We start from the raw sequence: 20,818 nt of genomic DNA, 5'->3' as shown, positions 1-20,818 counted from the left end.
GGCCGCAGCCAACTAGCGTCGTTGTACGGCTCTTCAGCCGCGCACCACTACGAGAGGAGTCCCACCTATGTCCTCCCACGATTTCGAGCCTCGCCCCACCGAGCCCCAGGTCCCCGTTGACTCCGGGTACCGCGGGTTCGACGCCGACGCCACGACGCCAGGACGTACCGAACAGGCCGCAGACTCGTTGAAGGGCCCTGCCCGCGACGTCAAGGACACGGCCGCGGAGGCCGGGCGCGACGTCCTCGACACCGCCAAGTTCGAAGCAGGGCAGGTCGCCCAGGAGGCCAAGTTCCAGGGCAGACGTCTCCTTGATGAGGGTGTCGGCGAACTCCGGTCCCAGGCCAACACGCTCCAAGCCAAGCTGGCGGACACGGTCGACGCGCTCACCGAGGAACTCGGTGTGATGTCGGCGAACACCCAAACCGACGGCCCGCTCACCCACTTCGCGGGTGACGCACACGACTGGGGTCGCCGTGCGTCCTCGTGGCTCCGGGACAACGACCCCGACCAGGTCATGACCAGCGTGCGCCGCTACGCGTCGCGCAACCCGTGGACGTTCCTGGCCATCGCGGCCGGCGCCGGCCTCGTCGTCGGACGCCTTTCCCGCGGACTCAAGGACGCGGCTTCGGATGACGACGTGCCCCGGCTCGCCGGCGACACCAGCGGCTACTATCCGCGCAGTGACGCCCAGGGCTATGCCCTGACGACTTCGGCCGAGACGCCCCTGACGTCCGATTACGGCCGCGAAGTGCCCCCCACCCTGTCCACCGGGCCGGGGGCGCAGCCCAACCCGTGGCAGGGGAACCTATGAGTCACACCCCCGAACAGGCGCAGCGCGTGCACCATGCGGACGACATCGCTCCGCAGCCTGGTGACCACGCGCCCGCGACAGCCTTTGACGAGGCCGGCCAGTACCGCCGAGACGCGGACCCGCGGTCGTTGGGCGAGATCGCCAGCGACGCGCTGGACAACGCCTCGACCCTGATCCGTCAGGAAGTGGAACTGGCCAAGGTCGAACTCAAGCAGTCGGCGACCCGCGCCGGGAAGGGCGCAGGCTTCTTCTCGGGTGCCGCCGTCACCGGCTACCTCGGTCTGTTGTTCCTGTCGCTGGCCGCGTGGTGGGGCATCGCCATCCTCATCGGCAGCTACGCGGAGCCGGCAGTGGGTTGGTCCGGCCTGATCGTGGGCGTGATCTATCTCGTGATCGCCCTCATCCTGGCCATGACCGGCAAGTCCGAGTTCACCAAGATGAAGGGTCTGCCGAAGACCACTGAGACCGTCAGCAAGATTCCCGCCGCCGCAACCGGCCATGAGGAGAAGAACCGATGACAGACAACCCCGAAGAGATCCGTCGCGACATCGAGCGGACCCGCACCGACCTCAGCAACAACGTGAACGCACTGGCAGACTCCGCCAACCCGGCACGGGTGGCGCAGCGCCAGATGGACAAGGTCAAGGGCAGCGCCCGCGGCCTCAAGGAGCGCGTGTTCGGCTCCCCCTACGACCCGTACGACGAGGGCATGATGGGCGACGCCAAGGACAGGCTCGGCGACGCGCGAGGCACGATGGCCCACGCCGTCGACGACGCCACGCACAAGGTGCAGGAGGCCCCACACAAGGTGCGGCGCTCCACGCAGGGCAACCCCATCTCCGCAGGGCTGATCGCCTTCGGGCTGGGCGCGCTCATCGGCGGGCTCATCCCCTCCACCCGCACGGAGCAGGAGCTGGCCAGCCAGGCCAAGGACAAGGCCCAGCCGCTCATGGACGAGGCGAAGGTCATGGCGCAGGACGCCATGGACAACCTGAAGCCGTCCGCGCAGCTGGCCGCTGACTCCGTGAAGGAGGCGGCCCAGGAGGGCACCGGCCACGTGAAGGACGATGCCCAGCACGCCGTCGATGAGGTGAAGGGTCAGACGCAGCGCTCCGTGGAGGACGTGCGTTCTGACGACCGCAACCCCCTGTGACGTCTACCGACGCCACTCTGAGCCATGGTGGCCGACCCGCACATTGCGGGTCGGCCACTATCGTTGAGCCATGACCCCTCGCGACGTCGGTGGCTGGTTCCGCACCGCGGTTGACGGCCCCGTCGTGCTCCCGAACACGGGCGCCTGGGGCCCGGGCACGGGGAGTTTCGGGCGCCAGTCGCACGACGACGACCTGCGGGCCGCCGTCGACCTGTTCCGCGGGCGTCCCACCATGGTGCTGACAGGGGCGGGCATGTCCACCGCTTCCGGGTTGCCGGATTACCGCGGCCGCGACGCGGTGCCCCGCTCTCCCATGATGTTCCAGGAATTCGTGGGCTCAGATCTCAGCAGGCGTCGCTACTGGGCGCGCTCCACCGTCGGCTGGTATTCGTTCGCCTCAGCCGAGCCCAACGAGGCACACCATCTGCTCACCCGGATGGGCCGGCTCACCCCGCTCACCGGGGTGGTGACGCAGAACGTCGACGGCCTGCACCAGAAGGCCGGCTCGCACCCCGTCCTCGATCTGCACGGCAACCTGGCGCAGGTCCTCTGCCTCGAGTGTGGGCGGCAGATCAGCCGCCACGAGCTGCAGCAGCTCTTCCTCCAGCTCAACCCCTCGTTCGCCGCCCACCTCGAGCAGCTCGCCTCCGACGCGGCGGCCGCCCCGGACGGCGACGCCGAGGTGGACCGCACCCAGGACTTCGTCTATCCCGGCTGCCCCACGTGCGGCGGCATGCTGAAGCCGGACGTCGTCTTCTTCGGCGAGAACGCCCACCGCGACACCGTGGCCGCCGCCAACGCGCTGCTCGACGAGTCCGACGTGCTGCTCGTGCTGGGCTCCAGCCTCACCGTGATGAGCGGCCTGCGGTTCGCCCGCCGGGCGGCCCGCGACGGCAAGGAGGTCATCATCGCCAACGACGGCAGTACCCGCGGCGACGACGTCGCCACCTTACGCATCCACGGCCGCCTCGAGCCGACCCTGCAGCGCTGGGTCTCGCTGCTGACACACTGACCCGCCTAGAATGCGGTGTCACTGACCCCGAAAGTAGGAGCACCCATGGCCGGCGGACTCGCAGCCCTCCTGGACGACATCGCCGCGATCGCGCGTGCTGCGGCCGCCTCCGTCGACGACGTGGCCGCGGCTGCCGCGAGGGCTTCGAGCAAGGCGGTGGGCGTCGTCGTCGACGACACGGCTGTCACCCCCCGCTACGTCCAGGGCTTCTCCCCTGATCGGGAACTGCCGGTGATCTGGCGGATCGCCAAGGGCTCCATCGTCAACAAGCTGGTCTTCATCCTCCCCGCCATCCTGTTGCTCAGCCAGTTCGCGAACTGGGCCCTGACACCGCTGCTGATGCTGGGCGGCCTCTACCTCTCCTACGAGGGCGTGGAGAAGATCTGGGAATCAGTGACCGGCCACTCCAAGGCGAAGAAGGCCCCGGCGCTGGTCAAGGGGGCAGACCACGAAAAGACCATGGTCAGCGGGGCCATCCGCACCGACTTCATCCTGTCGGCGGAGATCATGGTGATCTCACTCAACGAGGTGACGGATCTCGGCTTCTGGATGCGGGCCGCCTCCATGGTGGCAGTGGCACTGGCCATCACCGTGCTGGTGTACGGCGTGGTGGCCATCATCGTCAAGATGGACGACCTGGGCCTCCACCTCGCCGCGAAGCCCAACTCGAAGCGCCTCGGTGAGGGCCTCGTCAAGGCCATGCCCGTGGTGCTCAGCGTGTTGTCCACCGTCGGCATCGCCGCCATGCTGTGGGTGGGCGGCCACATCCTGCTCGTCGGTATGCACGACCTCGGGTTCCACCCCATCTACAACTTCGTGCACGACCTCGAGGCCGCCGTCGGCGGTGGTCTCCTCGGCTGGTTGATCAACACCTTCTTCTCGGCCGTCATCGGCATCGTCGCCGGCGCCATCCTCGTGGCGATCATGCACGTCCTTCCGTTCGGGAAGGGCCACGACGAGAACGGGCACCCCGAAGCTGTCGAGGTGCCCGTCGTGCCGTCGGCCCACAAGGTGCGCGGGGTGCCGCACCCGGAGGCGGGCGAAGCTTAGGCCTTCCCCAGGTCCTTCAGCGCCGGGCCTTCGAGCAGGGTGCCGTCTGCCGCGAACCGCGACCCGTGCAGCGGGCAGTCCCAGGACTTCTCCGCGTCGTTCCAATGCACGATGCCGCCCAGATGGGTGCACACCCCGGAGACCCGGCAGGTGACGCCTCCGACGGTGCTGGCCGCCACGGGCTTCCCGTCCAGCCGGCCCACGACGCCCTTGCCCTCGCCGGGCGGGTCGTCGGGCAGCGAGCTGAGTTCGCCGCGGAGCCAGTCTTTGGCGAGGTGCCCGGCCACCTTCACGTTGGCGCTCAACGCCTCGCCGACGGCGCTGGCGGAGGTGCCGCGGTCCGTCAGTGTCTCTGCCCAGGGCATGGAACCGCCCAGCAGTTGGGCGCTGAGGTTCAGCGCGGCCGCCACAGCGTTGGTCATGCCCCACTTGTTGTAGCCGGTGGCCACGAAGATGTCGCCGTGCCCGCCGGGCAGCTTCCCCACGTACGGCACCCGGTCCACGGTGGTGTAATCCTGTGCCGACCAGGAGTGGGTCATCTCCAGGCCGGGGAAGACCGAGTCGGCCCAAGCGACGAGGCTCTGCAGCGCGGCCGCCTCCGAATCTGCGCGGCCGACGGTGTGGCCATGACCGCCCACCATCAGCAGCTGCTCCGGGCCGTCGTCGAGGGTGCGCAGCGAGTGGGTGGGGCTGTCGGCGCTGAGGTACATGCCCTGCGGGATGTGACCGCTCGAGACCCGGTGCGCGGTGGCGTAGGAGCGCGAGGGCACCAGCTTGGCGAAGTAGCCGCCCCTGTCGAGCTGCGGGGTGCCGGTAGCCAGCACCACCCGGCCGGCCGTCAGTTCACCGCGGTTGGTGGTGACCCTCACGGGCGAATCGCCCTCAGCGTTCAGCAACCGGGTGTTCTCGAACACGACGCCGTTGTGGGCGAGCAGTTGACCCGCGAGTGCGTCGAGGACGGTGAGGGGGTGGATCTGCGCCTGGTCCAGCATCGTGAGGGCTCCGGTGGTGGCGAACGGGAGCTCGGTCTGATCGGTCCAGACGACCTCATCAAGGCCGGCGGCCTGACAGGCCTCCAGTTCCTTGCGCAGTTTGCCCGCGCCGTCGGAGGTGGTGGCGTAGGTGTAGGCCGTACGGCGTTGGAACTCGACGCCCTCGGTCTCCAGGAAGCGCACCAGCCAGGCCTGGCCTTCGCGCTGGCCCTCGACGTAGGCGCGGAGTACCTTCTCGCTCTGGTGGGAACGGATGCCGCTGAGGGACAGGCCCTGCAGCAGAGAGAGTTTCGCCGTGGTGTTGCCGGTGGTGACGGCACCGACGCTGCGTGCTTCCAGGACGGCGACAGTCAGCCCGGTGCGTGCGAGGAGGAGTGCGGTGGTGAGGCCGGTGAGCCCCGCACCCGCGACGACGACGTCGTAGTGGGCGCCGGCGTTGAACGCGGCCGTGAAATCAGTCTTCGGAGGGTGAGTTGCAAACCAGTAGGACTCCATGTGACATCGTACGCCGGGGACGGGGCCACGCAGCCGTGATGCGCGAAACCCCCTGCTGCTGAATGACGTCCTGAGAGTTCTTCAGTGAGAGCCAGTTGAACATGCTCTGACGAGCAGCTAGTTCCTTTCGTGAAACAGATGTTCCTGAGAACCAGATTTGGATTTCTCAGGTTCGGGTGCCTACTATCTGCGGGTCAGTCATTCGGAAGGCACCCCACAGATATGTTGAAGCGAGCGATCCACCTCCTGGTCGCGGCCGTCATGGCCGTGACGCTGAGCGTGGCCTACGGCGGCGACGCGCAGGCGGCCGGCGGCAGCGTCTACACGCAGCCCGGCCACCACCTGGTCAACGGCCGCTACTGGCGCACCAACTGTGAAATGTATTCTCCGGAGGTCGTGCGATGCAGCACCGACATCTGGGCCACGAGTGTCGTCAGCCACCAAGGCAGGTTCGTCACCCACGACGGCTGGGTGTTCAACACGCTCACGTACCTGCCGTCGGACCGCGCCTCCTGGGGCAGCAACCCGCTCGCCAACGCCGGCGACTGGGTGGGCAAGGACGGCCGCCGCTGGAAGACCGAGTGTGACACCGCCGCCACCGGACGCGGGGCCTGCCGCTCCTACGCTGTGACCACCACCATCGAGACGGCCACGGGCACCTACACCTCAGCGAAGGCCTGGGTCATCAACAACATCGTGCAGTTCTCCACGGCGAGCGTGCCCGCGGTGACCAGGATTCCGGCTCCGGCCCCGGCGCTCAGCTGGGTGCCCGTCGAGAAACCCCTCCCCGACGTCACCGTCGGCCAGCAGGCGGCCAAGGCGGCGCTGACCAAGGTGGGCTCCGCCTACCGGTACGCGAACGCGGGTCCGTCCACGTTCGACTGCTCCGGCCTGACCTCCTGGGCCTACAAGCAGGTGGGCGTGACGCTTCCGCGCAGCTCCAGTGCGCAGATCTCCGTGGGGAAGCGCGTGGCCAAGAGCGAACTCCAGCCGGGCGACCTGGTGTTCTACTACAGTCCGATCAGCCACGTGGGCATCTACATCGGCAACGGGCAGATCGTCGACGCGGCCAACCCGAGCACCGGCGTTCGGGTGGCTTCCCTCAACTCCATGCCGTTCGCGGGCGCGACCCGCGTCGTGGGTGCCTGAGCGCACCTCCCCCTGAACGAGCCCATCGCCCTGTCCCCCCACAGGGCGATGGGCTCCCTCACACCCGCTCGACGTCGATCAGCAGTGCCACCTCGGGGAAGCGGCCGGCCAGCCGGATGCCGACGGTGGCCAACTGGCGGCCGGTCATGACGCCCAGCTCGTAGCCGAGGCCCACGAGGGAGACCTTGTAGCGCGATTCGGGTTCCAGCCCCGGGAGCCGGATCTCTCCGAGCTCAGGCATCATCGGCTCGTCGATCACGGCGAAGGAGAACAACGCCCGCGCCGGGGTGACCACACCCTTGAGCAGGAGGTGGGGGCTACCCATGTCGACGCGGACCAGGCGGCCGGTGTGGAGCAATTCACGTACCTGCTTGTAGAAGCCGATGGTGAGCTGCAGCGCGCTGAACTCCTCTTCGGTGGCCTGCGTGAGGTCCCATTCGATACCCAGGTGGCCGAAGAGGGCGGTGGCGGCGCGGAACTCGATGCTGTGGCTGCGGCCCGTGGTGTGTGACTGGCCGGACGCGATGTGGCTGCCCATCAGCTCGAGGGGCAGGAGTTGGCCGGTCCACCAGAGCATGCGCTGGCGCGAGTGGGGATCGATGTTGTCCGAGACCCAGACCCGCTCCACGCGCTGCAGCACCTCGAGATCGATGCGGGCGCCGCCGGAACTGCAGGACTCGAACTCCGTGTCCGGGTGCAGTTCCCGCAGCTCGTCGAGCAGCCGGTAGAAAGCGCGGGTCTGCGCGGAGACGCCCGGGCGGCCGTCGTCCACGGCCGAACCGGCGTCGACCAGATCGCGGTTGTGGTCCCACTTCACATAGTCCACGGCGTACTCGGCCAGGACGGCCGAGACCTGGTCTCGCACGTGGCGGTAGGCGCCGTCGACGGCGAGGTTCAGCACCTGCTGGTTGCGCCACTCGCCGGGGAGGCGACCTTCGGGCTGGAGGATCCACTCGGGATGGGCACGCGCCACGTCGGAATCCGGGTTGACCATCTCCGGCTCGAACCAGAGGCCGAACTGCATGCCGCGTTCCCGCACGTGATCCACCAGGGGATGGAGCCCTTCGGGGTAGGCGTCGGCGCTGACCACCCAGTCGCCGAGGCCCGCGGTGTCGTCGCGCCTGGCGCCGAACCAGCCGTCGTCGAGGACGAAGCGCTCGACGCCGACGTCGGCGGCCCGGTCGACGAGCCGCCGCAGGTGCCCGGCGTCGTGGTTGAAGTAGACGGCCTCCCACGAGTTGAGGGTGACCGGCCGGGGGCTGTCCGGATGGACCGGGAGCGAACGGAGGTACCGGTGGAAGCGCCAGGCCTGCGCGTCGAGACCGGCCGCGTGGTTGAAGTAGACCCAGGGAGACGTGTAGCTCTCCCCCGCCGTGAGGCGACCCTCGCCGGGCAGCAGCAGTTCGCCGCCGCCCAGCACCTGGACGCCCGGCATGACGCGCTCGACGTAATGGACGTGGTTGCCGCTCCAGGCGGTGTGGACGGCCCAGATCTCGCCGCCGTCGTAGCCGAAACCACGCTCGCCCACGTGCAGGATGTAGGCGGCGTCGTGCCCGGTGCGCCCGCGGCGCCCTTCCCGGCGGTGGGTGCCGATGGTGAGGTCGAAGCGCTGGGTCACTCGTTCGGACGCCCAACGGCCGCCGAAGTCGAGCACCTCAGCGGCGCGGTTGGGGATGGGCAGCGCGAGATTGAGCTGGTCGACGGTGAAGGCGTCCTCACCGGTGTTGCCGACGGTGGCCTGTGCCCGGACGAGCCCGTCAGGCAGCAGCTCGACGCGCAGTGTCAGCGTCAGCCCTGCGTCGGGCGCCGTGGCGGTGAACTCCACCGCGGCCGGACCGGTTGCGGTGAAGCCGTCGGTCAGGTCCGCGCCGTCCAAGGTGATCGCCGCGAGTTCCCAGGCCGGGGTCCACGCGCGGCCGTCGCGGGAGCCGACCAGGCCGGGGGTGCCCATCCAGCCATGACGCGCCTCAGGCAGCAGCCCGACGCGCAGCGGCGCCAGGATGGCGTTGTGCTCGGCCGTGTAGCCGGCAGCACCCAGCATGGTCTGCACATCCTCTGCGGTGACCTCGCCGATGTCGGCGCCCCAATGCCTGACTTCAGGCAGCCCGCCGTCGGTGGTGAGCAACAGCGAGACGCCGTCGGCCCGCAGATGAATGGTCGTGGCCATGGGTGGCGCCTCGCTCTCGAAGGGGTACTGGACCATCCTATGGATTCCGCGTCCCGGCAGTTGCCCTCACCTGACCGTCCTGGGTGCTGCCCGAGAAAACTACGACGTGGTATTTTTCTTCTTCCCGGTCGAGGTCAATGTGCCCCTGACAGCGCCCGGGCCAGTTCCGCCGCTAGCCATAGCCACTTAGAGCGCGACAAATACTTTCACTAGAGCATGCAATACGGATTTGTTGTGCCATGATTGCATTCCTGGCTCGCTTGCGGTAAGGGTTCGCGAAAGCCGGGCACACTGAGGGAGACACCGATGTCAACGCCGACACATCCTCGTCCCGTACGGCACAGCCGCAGGATCGCGATTGGAATCGCCACCGTACTGATGGCCCAACTCTGGGCAGCCCCACCGAGCCCGGTGGTGGCTGCGCCGGGCGACCAGATCGTCGCTGAGAACCAGCTGCCCGGCAGTCCCGCCACTGAGTGGGACGTCGAGGGGTCCGGGTCAGACACCATCCAGGGCTTCGCCACCGACATCAGCGTCAACGTGGGCGGCACCGTCGGCTTCAAGATCGACACACCCTCCACCGACTACCGCATCGACATCTACCGGCTGGGCTGGTACGACGGGGACGGTGCCCGCAAGGTCGCCACGATCAACAACCCCACCCTGGTCAACCAGCCGGAGTGTCAGCTGGCCGAACCCGCCCCGGTGAACCTGCTCGACTGCGGCAACTGGAGCCAGTCAGCCGCGTGGGCGGTGCCTTCCGACGCAGTGTCAGGCATCTACATCGCCCGCCCCACCCGAGAGGACGTGGGCGGAGATCTCGCCAGCCACATCCCCTTCATCGTGCGTGACGACGCGAGCACCTCAGAGGTGTTCTTCCAGGCCTCCACCACTACGTGGCAGTCCTACAACGCCTACGGCAACTACAACCTCTACGGCTACAGCGGCACCCAGCACGCCCACAAGGTGAGCTTCAACCGCCCGTTCCAGACCCGCGGCACCGAGCCCGAGAACTACCTCTTCAACTCCGAGTACCCCCTGCTCCGATGGTTAGAGCGCAACGGCTACGACGTGAGCTACACCACGAACGTGGACACAGCCCGCCGTGGGAACCTCATCCAGAACCACGACGCCTTCCTCTCCGTCGGGCACGACGAGTACTGGTCGCAGGAGCAGCGCGACTCCGTGGAGGCAGCGCGCGACGCCGGCACCAACCTGGCGTTCTTCAGCGCGAACGAGGTCTACTGGAAGATCCGCTGGGAGGACGACTTCCGCACCCAGGTGACCTACAAGGAGGGCGCGGCCGCGGGTTCCGACGAGCATTACAACTGCTACAACAACTACCAGTGCGACCCCAGCGACATCTGGACGGGCCTGTGGCGCGAGGCGCCCGGTTCCACGCCAGAGAACTCCCTCACCGGCCAGATCAGCTGGCGCGACGACACCGTGGCCATGAAGGTCCCGGCCCGCTTCGCCCCGCTGCGGTTCTGGCGCAACACCGCTGTGGCGAGCCTCACCGGCAACGCCGAGGCGACCCTGGCCCCTGGCACCGTCGGCTACGAGTGGGACCCCGAACAGGCCGAGTTCAACCAGTACTACCCCGACGGCCGGATCCTGCTGTCGTCGACCCAGATCAACGGCGAGTTCCACAACATGAGCCTCTATCGCGCCGACTCGGGCGCGCTCGTCTTCGGCGCCGGCACCGTCCAGTGGCCCTGGGGTCTCGACTCCAGCACGTCGACGCCGCAGGCAACCGAGAACGCGACACAGCAGCAGGCAACGGCGAACCTGCTCGCCGACATGGGCGCCCTCCCCACCTCGCTCCAGAGCGGGCTGGTCATGCCCACCTCCTCCACGGACGCCACCGGCCCGACGGTCAGCATCACCACGCCCGCTGAGGGCGCCGAACTGCCCGGCGGCACGGTGAACGTCACCGGCACCGCTGCTGACACCGACGGTGTCGTCGCGGCCGTGGAGGTCTCCGTCGACGGTGGCGCCACCTGGAACCGCGCCACCGGCACCACCACCTGGCAACACTCCTTCAACAAGCCCACTGCCGGCAACATCACCATCCAGGCACGCGCCGTCGACGACTCCGTCAACCTGGGGTCCGTCACGTCGCGCACCTTCGGCACCGCCGACCAGGTGTGCGAAGAGGCGACACCGTGCTCGATCTTCGGGACCGCCGTCACCGGCACCCAGGAGAACGATGCAGCGGCCACAGAGCTCGGCATGAAGTTCCGTTCGGACATCGACGGGTACATCACCGGCCTCCGCTTCTACAAGACCACCGGCAACACCGGCACCCACGTCGGCACGCTGTGGACGGGTGCGGGGGTCCCGCTCGCCACCGTGACGTTCGCCGCTGAGACAGCCACCGGCTGGCAGCAGGCGTACTTCGACAACCCCGTGCCGATCACGGCCAACACCACCTACGTCGGCTCGTATCACGCCCCCAACGGCAACTACGCGACAGGAATGCCGTTCACGACGGCGATCTCCAGCCCGCCGCTGACCGCACTGGCCGATGGCACCGACGGCGCCAACGGCGTCTACCTGTATGGCCCCGGAGGCTTCCCGACCCAGACGTTCGGGAGCTCGAACTACCTGGTCGACGTGTGGTTCGCCGAGACCGCCGTCGTCGGCCCGGACGTCACCGCGCCCACCGTCATCTCCCGTTCCCCCGGGGTTGGCGCGACAGACGTCTCGCTGGGCACCAACGTCACCGTCGGCTTCAGCGAGCGGCTCGACCCCGCGTCGGTCACCACCGCCACGGTGCTGCTGCGCGGCCCGGGCAACGTCACCGTCCCCGCCGCCGTGACCTGGAACGAGGCGTCGCGGGCCGTGGTGCTGAACCCCACGGAGTCGCTGACCGCCGGAACCACCTACAGCGTCACCGTGCGGGGTGGCGCCACCGGCATCCAAGACCTCGCCGGCAACGACCTCGCCGCAGACGTCACCTGGAACTTCACCACGTTCACCCCGCCCGCAGACCGCCCGGACCCGAACACCGGCCCTGGCGGGCCCGTCCTGGTGGTCACGGGGACCGGCTCGCACGGCACCTACCTCGCAGAGATCATGCGCGCTGAGGGCCTCAACCTCTTCGCCGTCGGGTCCCGCGCCAGCCTCACGACCGCCGGCCTCGCCGACTACCAGACTCTGGTGCTGGGCGAGACCTCCCTCACCACGGCCGAAGTCGACGCCATCACCGCCTGGGTCAACGCAGGAGGCGACCTGGTCGCCATGCGCCCAGACCCCGCCCTGGCGCCGCTGCTCGGCCTGGTTCCCGCGGTGGGCACGTTGGCCAACGCCTACCTGCAGGTCGACACGTCGTCCTCGCCGGGGGCCGGCATCGCCGCCATGACCATGCAGTTCCACGGCACGGCGGACCGGTACACGGCCGCGGCCGGCACCCGCGTCGTCGCGGGTCTGTACAGCTCGGCCACCGCCGCAACCACGAATCCCGCCGTCACGACGCGGACGGTGGGGACGCAGGGCGGCTCCGCCTCCGCGTTCACCTTCGACCTCGCCGAATCCGTGGTGCTGACGCGCCAGGGCAACCCCGCATGGATCAACCAAAACCGCGACGGCCAGGACGGCCCCAACCGCGGCAACGACCTCTTCTACGGCGGCGCGGAACCGGACTGGGTGGACCTCAGCCGCGTCGCGGTGCCGCAGGCCGACGAGCAGCAGCGGCTGCTCGCCAACCTGATCACCTCCGCAACTGCCGACGCGATGCCCCTGCCGAGGCTCTGGTACCTGCCGCGTGACGAGAAGGCGGCCATCGTGATGACCGCCGACAACCACAACGGCGGCAGCGTCGACGGCCGGTTCGATCAGGAGATCGCTGCGTCGACGGCCAACTGCTCCATCGGCGACTGGGACTGCATCCGCTCCACCGCCTACATCTACCCGGCCAACTCGCACATGACGCCGGCCCAGGCCCTCGCCTACGAGGCCATGGGCTTCGAGATCGCGCTGCACCCCAACACCAACTGCACCAGCCCGAGCGCAGCCGAGTTCGCCACCATCCTGGCCACCCAGAACGCGGCCCTCGCCAGCACCTACCCGGGCCTCATCCCGCCCAACACCAGCAGGAACCACTGCATCGCATGGATCGGTTGGACGGACGTGCCGGAGGAACTCCTGAAGACCGGGGTCAACCTCGAGACCAACTACTACTTCTGGCCACCGGAATGGGTCGACAACACCCCCGGCATGTTCACCGGCTCCGGTTTCGCCCAGCGGTTCGCCGACGCGGACGGCCAGCTGATCGACGTGTACCAGGCCACCACCCAGATGACCGACGAGTCCGGCCAGTCCTACCCGTACACCGCGGAGACGCTCATGGACCGCGCACTGGGCGCCGAGGGTTACTACGGGGCCTTCGTGGCCAACATCCACACCGACGGCTCCAGCGAAGCCATCAACGCCAACATCGTTGCCGCGGCGAAGGCCCGCGGCGTGCCGGTCATCTCCGCCCAGCAACTGCTGACGTGGACCGACGGCAGGAACGCCTCGTCGTTCACGAACCTCGCGTTCGCCTCCGGCCAGCTCTCGTTCACCATCGACGTGGCCTCGGGGGCCAACGGCCTCCGTGCCATGCTCCCGGTGGAGGGCGCCCAGGGCACCCTAGAGGCCCTGACGATGGCCGGTCAGCCCGTACAGACCACAGAGCAGACCATCAAGGGCGTGCGGTATGCCTTCTTCCCGGCTGCCGCAGGCTCCTACGTCGCTTCCTACGGTGAGGACACCACGGCACCGGTGATCACCGACGTCGCGGCCACCCCAGGCACCAACGGCACGGCAGAGATCACGTGGGCCACTGACGAGCCGGCCACCACGCGGGTGCTTTACGGCACCTCCGCGGCCTCGCTGAACCAGGTCGCCGAATCCAGCTCGCTGGTGACCGCCCATGCCATCACGCTTCAGGGCCTCGAACCGTCGACCACGTACTACTACCGCGTGGTCTCTGCCGACGCCGCCACCAACAGCGCAACCTTCCCGGCGACGGCCTCCGCCCCCCTGTCGTTCCAGACACCGGGCACCATGGCCACCGACGACACGGTCGCGCACTTCACCGCGGGCACCCACACCGGCACCGTGGTCACCAACCAGTCCGGCGGCGAAGTGACGCTGGCTCCCTCCGTCGCCCAGGAGTTCGCTGGGACCACGCTGCCCGCCGGCTGGGTCTCGACACCGTGGAACGCCGGCGGTGCCACCACCGTCTCCGGCGGAACCGCCACCGTCGATTCGGCCCTCCTGGCGTTCGGCCCCACCTCGCCCATGTACGGGCCGGGCAGGTCGATCGAGTTCGTCGCCACCTTCGGCGCAGCCCCCAACCAGCACGTCGGGTTCGGCGAGGACATGAACGACGTCGCCCGGTGGGCGATCTTCAGCACCAAGGACACCACCACCACGGTGCACGCAAGGGTGCAGACGGGCACCAACCCCGTCGACGTCCCGCTCGGTACCAACCTGGTGGGCAGCGAACACACCTACCGCATTGACTGGCTGCCCGCCCAGGTGGTCTTCTCCGTCGACGGCACCGTGGTCGCCACCGAGACAGCCACGTTCACGGGCAACATGCGCCCGCTGGCCAGCGACTTCCTGCTCGCCGGCGCCACACTGCAGGTGAACTCCGTCCGCATGTGGCCGCCGTACGTCACCGCCGGCGTGTTCCAGTCGCGCATCCACGACGCCGGAGCGCTGGCGACGTGGGGCATCCTGGACTACGACGCCACCCTGCCCCTCGGCACCTCGCTCAACCTCGAGGTCCGCACCGGCAACACCGCAACCCCTGATGGCACCTGGACGCAGTACGCGCCTGTCGCCGACGGCGCCGCCGTGGCCCAGGCCGGCCGCTACCTGCAGTACCGCGCCACCCTGGGCACCACAGATGTGAACGCAACCCCCGTGCTGCGCTCGGTCAACCTGCAGTACACGGAAGGTGCGACGGCCACGACCACCACCACCACGCTCGCGGCGGGCACTCCCACCTACAACAGCGTCGAACTGACCGCCACCATCACCCCGAACGACGCGGCCGGCACCGTCCAGTTCAAGAACGGTGCCACCAGCATCGGCGCACCGGTGACGGTGGTCAACGGCAGCGCAAGCTACACGGCCACCGGTCTCGCGCCGTCGACCAACCACACGTTCACCGCTGTCTTCACGCCGGCGAACGCCAGCCTGTTCACGGCCTCCACCTCGGCGCCGCTGCAGGTCACCACGGCCGAGGCGCCCACCATGGCCACGGACAACACGGTCGCCGACTTCACAGCTGGCACCCACGTCGGAACCGTTGTCACGAACCAGTCCGGCGGTGAAGTCACCCTCGCGCCGGCGCTGGATGAGGGCTTCTCAGGCACCACTGTGCCCACCGGCTGGAACTCCACTGCGTGGGCCACCGGTGGGGGCACCACTGTCGGCACCGGAACCGCCACGGTTGACGGCGCCCTCCTCGCCTACGGCCCGAACACCCCGATGTACGGGCCGGGCAGGTCCGTCGAATTCGTCGCCACCTTCGGCGCCGCTGGCTTCCAGCACGTCGGTTTCGGCGTCGACATGAATGATGTCGGCCGGTGGGCGATCTTCAGCACCAACACGAGCACGAACACCCTCTACGCGCGCACGAACAACAACGGCACGGCCGTGAACACGGCCCTTGCCGGGTCCCTGATCGGCAGCGAGCACACGTACCGCATCGACTGGTTGCCCACCCACGTGGTCTTCTGGGTCGACGGCGTCATCGTCCACACCCAGGATGTCGCCATCACCGACAGCATGCGGCCAGTGGCCAGTGACCTCAACGTGGGCGGACCGGCCCTCCTGCTGGACTCCGCCACCATGTGGCCGCCGTACGCCACCAGCGGCGTCTTCGAGTCGCGCATCCACGACGCAGGGGCAACCTCCACCTGGGGAACCCTCGATTACGACGCAACACTGCCGCTCGGCACCTCGCTCAACCTGGAGGTCCGCTCGGGCAACACCGCAACGCCTGGCGCGACCTGGACGCAGTACGCCCCCATCGCCGACGGCGCAGACATCGGACTGACCGGCCGCTACCTGCAGTACCGCGCCACCATGGGCACCACCGACGCGAACGTAACCCCCGTTCTGCGCTCCGTAAACCTGCCCTACACGGCTGCAGAGCCGGCCACCACAACGACGACCACGCTCTCGGCCGGCACCCCGGCGTATGACAGCGTGGAGCTCAGCGCCACCGTCGCACCGAACACCGCGGCCGGCACCGTCCAATTCAAGAATGGCGCCACCAACATCGGCGCCCCCGTGCCCGCGGTCAACGGCACCGCCACCTACACCGCCACCGGGCTCAACCCGGAGACGTTGTACACCTTCACGGCGGTGTTCACCCCCACCAGCCCGGCACTGTTCACCACCTCCACCTCCAACCAGGTGCAGGTCACCACAGCCGCGGCGCCCACCATGGCCACCGACACCACGGTCGCCAACTTCACCGCGGGCACCCACGTCGGAACCGTTGTCACGAACCAGTCCGGCGGTGAAGTCACCCTCGCGCCGGCGTTGGTGGAGGGCTTCTCCGGGACCACTGTGCCCACGGGCTGGAACACCACGCCTTGGACCGGGGGCACGGCCACCGTCGCCGGCGGTGTCGCCACCGTCGACGGTGCGCTCCTCGCCTACGGCACCCCTGACGCCATGTACGGACCGGGAAGGTCCATCGAATTCGTCGCCACCTTCGGCGCTGCTGGCTTCCAGCACGTCGGTTTCGGCGTCGACATGAACGAGACCAACAAGTGGGCCGTCTTGAGCACCCATAACACCGGGGGGACAGCCGTCTACGCCCGGACGAACAACGGCACCGAGGTCAACGTGCAGCTCAACGGGTCGCTGATCGGCAGCGAGCACACGTACCGCATCGACTGGCTGCCCAACCAGGTGGTTTTCTCCGTCGACGGTGTGGTCGTCAGCACTCAGAATGTGACCATCGAGGGCACCATGCGCCCCGTCGCCAGCGACTACAACACCGGCGGACCGACCGTCGTCGTGAACTCGCTCACAATGTGGCCGCCGTATGTCACCAACGGCGTCTTCGAGTCCCGCATCCACGACGCGGGCGCGCCCGCTGAGTGGGGCACCTTCGATTACGACGCGACTTTGCCCATCGGCACCTCGCTCAACCTCGAGATCCGAGCTGGCAACACCGCAACACCCGACGAGACCTGGACGCAATACGCGCCCATCGCCGACGGCGCCTCCATGGGCCTGACCGGCCGGTACCTCCAGTACCGCGCCACCCTGGGCACCACCGACGCGAACGCGACCCCCGTGCTCCGCTCGGTCAACCTGCCGTACACCGAAGTCCCGCCGGCAACGGCCACCGCCACGACGCTGGCGACTAGCGCCTTGACTCACAACAGCGTCACCCTGACAGCCAACGTCGCACCGAACACGGCAGTCGGAACCGTCCAGTTCAAGAACGGCACCACCGAGCTCGGGACACCGGTAACCGTCACCAACGGCACCGCCACCTACACCGTCACCGGACTCAACCCGGAAACCGGCTACACCTTCACCGCCGTGTTCACACCCACCAACCCGGCCCAGTTCACGACCTCCACCTCCAACCAGGTCCAGGTCACCACCACGGCCGCACCCGCAGTCACCACCACGACGACCCTGACGGCCGGCACCCCGACCCACAACAGCGTCGAGCTCATCGCCACCGTGACCCCGAACAACGCCGTCGGAACCGTCCAGTTCAAGCGCGACGGCACCAACATCGGCAGCGCCATCACCGTGGTCAACGGCACCGCCACCTACCTGGCCGCCGGGCTCACCCCCGAAACCGGGTACACGTTCACCGCCGTGTTCACACCCACCAACGCGGCCCTGTTCACGACCTCCACTTCAAACGCGGTCCAGGTCACCACGACGGTCGCGCCGCCGACGTCCACCACAACAACCGTGACCGCGAGTCTCCTGACGCACAACAGCCTCACGCTGACGGCCACCGTCGCACCCGCCAACGCCGCCGGCACAGTCCAGTTCACGATGAATGGCCAGCCGATCGGCGCGGTCACAGCCTTGGTCAACGGCGAGGCTTCGCTGCTGGTCACAGGATTGACGCCGGAGACGCAATACACGTTCACTGCGGTGTTCTCGCCGACGAATCCCTTGCAGTTCGCCGCGTCGACATCCGCCCCGCTCCAGGTCACCACTGACCGGGCACCTGCTGTCACCACCACGACGACGCTGGCCTTCAGCGACGTCACCCAAACCACCGTCACACTGACTGCCACCGTCGCCCCCGAGGACGCCTCGGGCACCGTGAGGTTCCGGAGGGGCACCACGCCACTGGGCTCCCCCATCCAGGTGGTCAACGGAATCGCAACCTATACCGCGACAGGGCTCACCCCCGCGACGCTCTACACGTTCACGGCATCCTTCAGCCCGTCTGACTCCCTGCTGTTCACCCCGTCGACGTCCAACCAGGTGCAGGTCACCACGCTGGCCCCTGCGGTGGAAACGAGCACGACTCTGACGGCCGGTACCCCGACCCACAACAGCGTCGCCCTAACCGCCACCGTGGCGCCTGACAACGCCATCGGCACGGTCCAGTTCAAGAACGGCACCACCAACATCGGCTCGCCGGTCACCCTCGTCAACGGCACCGCCACCTACACGGTCACCGGACTGACCCCGGAAACGAACTACACCTTCACTGCGGTCTTCGTTCCGACGAACCCGCTGCTGTTCACCACCTCCACCTCCAGTGAGGTCCAGGTGACGACCAAGGCGGTGCCGGCAGGTGCCACCTCAACCGCCCTCGCGGCGAGCAACGTGACGTTCAACAGCGTCACGCTCACGGCAACCGTTGCGCCCGACACCGCTGCGGGCACAGTCCAGTTCACGAAGGACGGGGCCAACATCGGCGGCGCGGTCACCGTGGTTGACGGAGTCGCCACTTATACGGCCACCGGACTCAACCCGGAGACGCTGTATACCTTCACCGCCGTGTTCACACCCACCAACCCGGCACTGTTCACCGCCTCCACCTCCAACCAGGTCCAGGTCACCACCACGGCCGCACCCGCAGTCACCACCACGACGACCCTGACGGCCGGCACCCCGACCCACAACAGCGTCGCCCTCACCGCCTCCGTCGCACCCACCGGTGCCATCGGCACCGTCCAGTTCAAGAACGGCGCCACCAACATCGGCACACCCGTCCCGGTCACCAGCGGCACGGCCCGCTACCTGGCCACCGGACTCACCCCGAGCACCGGCTACACCTTCACCGCCGTGTTCACACCCACCAACCCGGCACTCTTCACCGCCTCCACCTCCAACCAGGTCCAGGTCACCACCACGGCCGCACCCGCGGTCACCACCACGACGACCCTGACGGCCGGCACCCCGACCCACAACAGCGTCGCCCTCACCGCCACCGTCGCACCCACCGGTGCCATCGGCACCGTCCAGTTCAAGAACGGCACCACCAACATCGGCACACCCGTGACCGTCGTCGGCGGCACCGCCAGCTACCTGGCCACCGGACTCACCCCCAGCACCGGCTACACCTTCACCGCCGTGTTCACACCCACCAACCCGGCACTCTTCACCGCCTCGACCTCCAACCAGGTCCAGGTCACCACCACGGCCGCACCCGCGGTCACCACCACGACGACCCTGGCGGTCGGCACCCCGACCCACAACAGCGTCGCCCTCACCGCCACCGTCGCACCCACCGGTGCCATCGGCACCGTCCAGTTCAAGAACCGCACCACCAACATCGGCAGCGCGGTCACCGTGGTTGATGGAGTCGCCACTTATACGGCCACCGGACTCAACCCGGAAACCGACTACACCTTCACCGCCGTGTTCACACCCACCAACCCGGCACTCTTCACGACCTCCACCTCAAACCAGGTCCAGGTCACCACGGAGGCCCCGGCACCGATCGTGGTCACCCAGGTCACTGCGCCGACCTTCGCAGATGTCGCGGGGAGCAACGGCGGCACCCTGACGATCCCGAACGTCACCGGAGTCCGCTTCCTGGTCAACGGCGTCGTGACGGCGGCCGGCACTCATAACCGGACCGCCGGCGAGGTCACCATCACCGCCGAGGCCCTCCCCGGCTACGTCATCACCGACGGTGTCACCACCTCGTGGACCCACACCTACGTGGACTCGCGTGCCCGGGAGACGACGACCACACTGGTCGCCAGCACACCGACGCAGAACTCGGTGCTGTTGACCGCCACGGTGCTGCCTGACGATGCCGTGGGCACCGTCCAGTTCCGACGCGGTAACACCACCATCGGTGCACCGGTGAAGGTGGAGCACGGCATCGCGACATTCAACGCGACGGGCCTGAACCCCGGCACGACCTACAGCTTCAGCGCTGTGTTCACGCCGAGTTCATCGTCGTTCATCGGCTCCACCTCGGGGGTCGTCCGGGTGACGACGGCCACCGTCGCCGCCCCCGCGAAGTTCCAGCGCACGGCCCCGTACACGATGCCGGGCCTGCACAAGCTCAACGGGCGCGAATGGAACACCACCTGCGAGGTCTACTCGCAGACCGAGCGTTGCCGCACGGACATCTGGGCCACCGTGGTGGTGATGAAGGACGGCGCGTTCATCCGGACCAACGGCTGGGCGTTCAACAACCTGACGTACCTGCCGTTCATGACCCGCGAGGCCTGGGCCACCAACCCGCTGGCGAACACGGGCAGTTGGACGGCCACGGACGGACGACGTTGGAGGACCGAGTGTGACACCCCGAGCACCGGCCGCAACGGCTGCCGCTCGTACGCCCTTGTGACGGTCTACACCGCCACACCGCGGGCCTCCGGTGGCTATCGGTTCAGCCAGGAGAACGCGTGGGTGTTCAACAACATCGTGTTGTTCGGCTCCCCCGCCATCCGGTAACCAATCTCCGGCCTGGTCGGCCCAGATACACGTATCCCCACCGCAACCGCGGTGGGGATACGTCGTT

The 20,818-nt window shown here is 68.2% G+C and carries 9 protein-coding genes; 7 read left to right on the top strand and 2 right to left on the bottom strand.

The features are described 5' to 3' along the window. The first annotated feature begins 67 nt into the window (after positions 1–67). From C3E87_RS09720 to C3E87_RS09700, 5 genes are all read left to right on the top strand, one after another. Positions 68–814 (top strand): DUF883 C-terminal domain-containing protein, encoded by a 747-nt coding sequence (locus tag C3E87_RS09720; RefSeq protein ID WP_076062136.1) that lies wholly within the window; start codon positions 68–70, stop codon positions 812–814. Continuing rightward, a complete protein-coding gene (locus C3E87_RS09715) occupies positions 811–1,332 on the top strand; it encodes a phage holin family protein (protein WP_083665544.1) in 522 nt (173 codons plus the stop codon). The genes C3E87_RS09720 and C3E87_RS09715 overlap by 4 nt, the downstream gene beginning before the upstream one ends. Continuing rightward, positions 1,329–1,967 (top strand): DUF3618 domain-containing protein, encoded by a 639-nt coding sequence (locus tag C3E87_RS09710; RefSeq protein ID WP_076062134.1) that lies wholly within the window; start codon positions 1,329–1,331, stop codon positions 1,965–1,967. The genes C3E87_RS09715 and C3E87_RS09710 overlap by 4 nt, the downstream gene beginning before the upstream one ends. Positions 1,968–2,037: 70 nt before the next feature. After that, positions 2,038–2,979, top strand: coding sequence for a Sir2 family NAD-dependent protein deacetylase (locus C3E87_RS09705; protein WP_076062131.1), 942 nt, complete (start codon positions 2,038–2,040; stop codon positions 2,977–2,979). Between the two features lie 45 nt (positions 2,980–3,024). Beyond that, positions 3,025–4,029 (top strand): DUF808 domain-containing protein, encoded by a 1,005-nt coding sequence (locus C3E87_RS09700; protein WP_083665543.1) that lies wholly within the window; start codon positions 3,025–3,027, stop codon positions 4,027–4,029. On the opposite strand, the gene C3E87_RS09695 is transcribed toward C3E87_RS09700, so the two are convergent. After that, positions 4,026–5,516, bottom strand: a complete 1,491-nt coding sequence (locus C3E87_RS09695) for an FAD-dependent oxidoreductase (RefSeq protein WP_076062129.1) — start codon at positions 5,514–5,516, stop codon at positions 4,026–4,028. The genes C3E87_RS09700 and C3E87_RS09695 overlap by 4 nt on opposite strands. Positions 5,517–5,738: 222 nt before the next feature. Between C3E87_RS09695 and C3E87_RS09690 the strand changes: the two genes are divergently transcribed. Then, the gene (locus tag C3E87_RS09690) at positions 5,739–6,665 is read left to right on the top strand and encodes a C40 family peptidase (protein WP_143570979.1); all 927 of its coding nucleotides are present in this window, start codon (positions 5,739–5,741) and stop codon (positions 6,663–6,665) included. A 58-nt stretch (positions 6,666–6,723) separates the two neighbouring features. On the opposite strand, the gene C3E87_RS09685 is transcribed toward C3E87_RS09690, so the two are convergent. After that, positions 6,724–8,832: an alpha-galactosidase gene (locus C3E87_RS09685; RefSeq protein WP_083665541.1), complete on the bottom strand. Its 2,109-nt coding sequence runs from the start codon at positions 8,830–8,832 to the stop codon at positions 6,724–6,726. A 378-nt stretch (positions 8,833–9,210) separates the two neighbouring features. Between C3E87_RS09685 and C3E87_RS09680 the strand changes: the two genes are divergently transcribed. After that, positions 9,211–20,751 carry a N,N-dimethylformamidase beta subunit family domain-containing protein gene (locus tag C3E87_RS09680; RefSeq protein WP_076062125.1) on the top strand — a complete coding sequence of 3,847 codons (11,541 nt, stop codon included), beginning with the start codon at positions 9,211–9,213 and terminating at the stop codon, positions 20,749–20,751. Positions 20,752–20,818: the final 67 nt, after the last annotated feature.

It is taken from the genome of Tessaracoccus sp. ZS01 (genome assembly GCF_022342445.1).
Classification (GTDB): domain Bacteria; phylum Actinomycetota; class Actinomycetes; order Propionibacteriales; family Propionibacteriaceae; genus Arachnia.
This window is presented reverse-complemented; position numbering and strand designations above follow the sequence as displayed.

Coding starts and splice junctions, on each gene's coding strand:
- C3E87_RS09720 (WP_076062136.1), top strand. CDS start 68: ATGTCCTCCCACGATTTCGAGCCTCGCCCCACCGAGCCCCAGGTCCCC.
- C3E87_RS09715 (WP_083665544.1), top strand. CDS start 811: ATGAGTCACACCCCCGAACAGGCGCAGCGCGTGCACCATGCGGACGAC.
- C3E87_RS09710 (WP_076062134.1), top strand. CDS start 1,329: ATGACAGACAACCCCGAAGAGATCCGTCGCGACATCGAGCGGACCCGC.
- C3E87_RS09705 (WP_076062131.1), top strand. CDS start 2,038: ATGACCCCTCGCGACGTCGGTGGCTGGTTCCGCACCGCGGTTGACGGC.
- C3E87_RS09700 (WP_083665543.1), top strand. CDS start 3,025: ATGGCCGGCGGACTCGCAGCCCTCCTGGACGACATCGCCGCGATCGCG.
- C3E87_RS09695 (WP_076062129.1), bottom strand. CDS start 5,516: ATGGAGTCCTACTGGTTTGCAACTCACCCTCCGAAGACTGATTTCACG.
- C3E87_RS09690 (WP_143570979.1), top strand. CDS start 5,739: ATGTTGAAGCGAGCGATCCACCTCCTGGTCGCGGCCGTCATGGCCGTG.
- C3E87_RS09685 (WP_083665541.1), bottom strand. CDS start 8,832: ATGGCCACGACCATTCATCTGCGGGCCGACGGCGTCTCGCTGTTGCTC.
- C3E87_RS09680 (WP_076062125.1), top strand. CDS start 9,211: ATGGCCCAACTCTGGGCAGCCCCACCGAGCCCGGTGGTGGCTGCGCCG.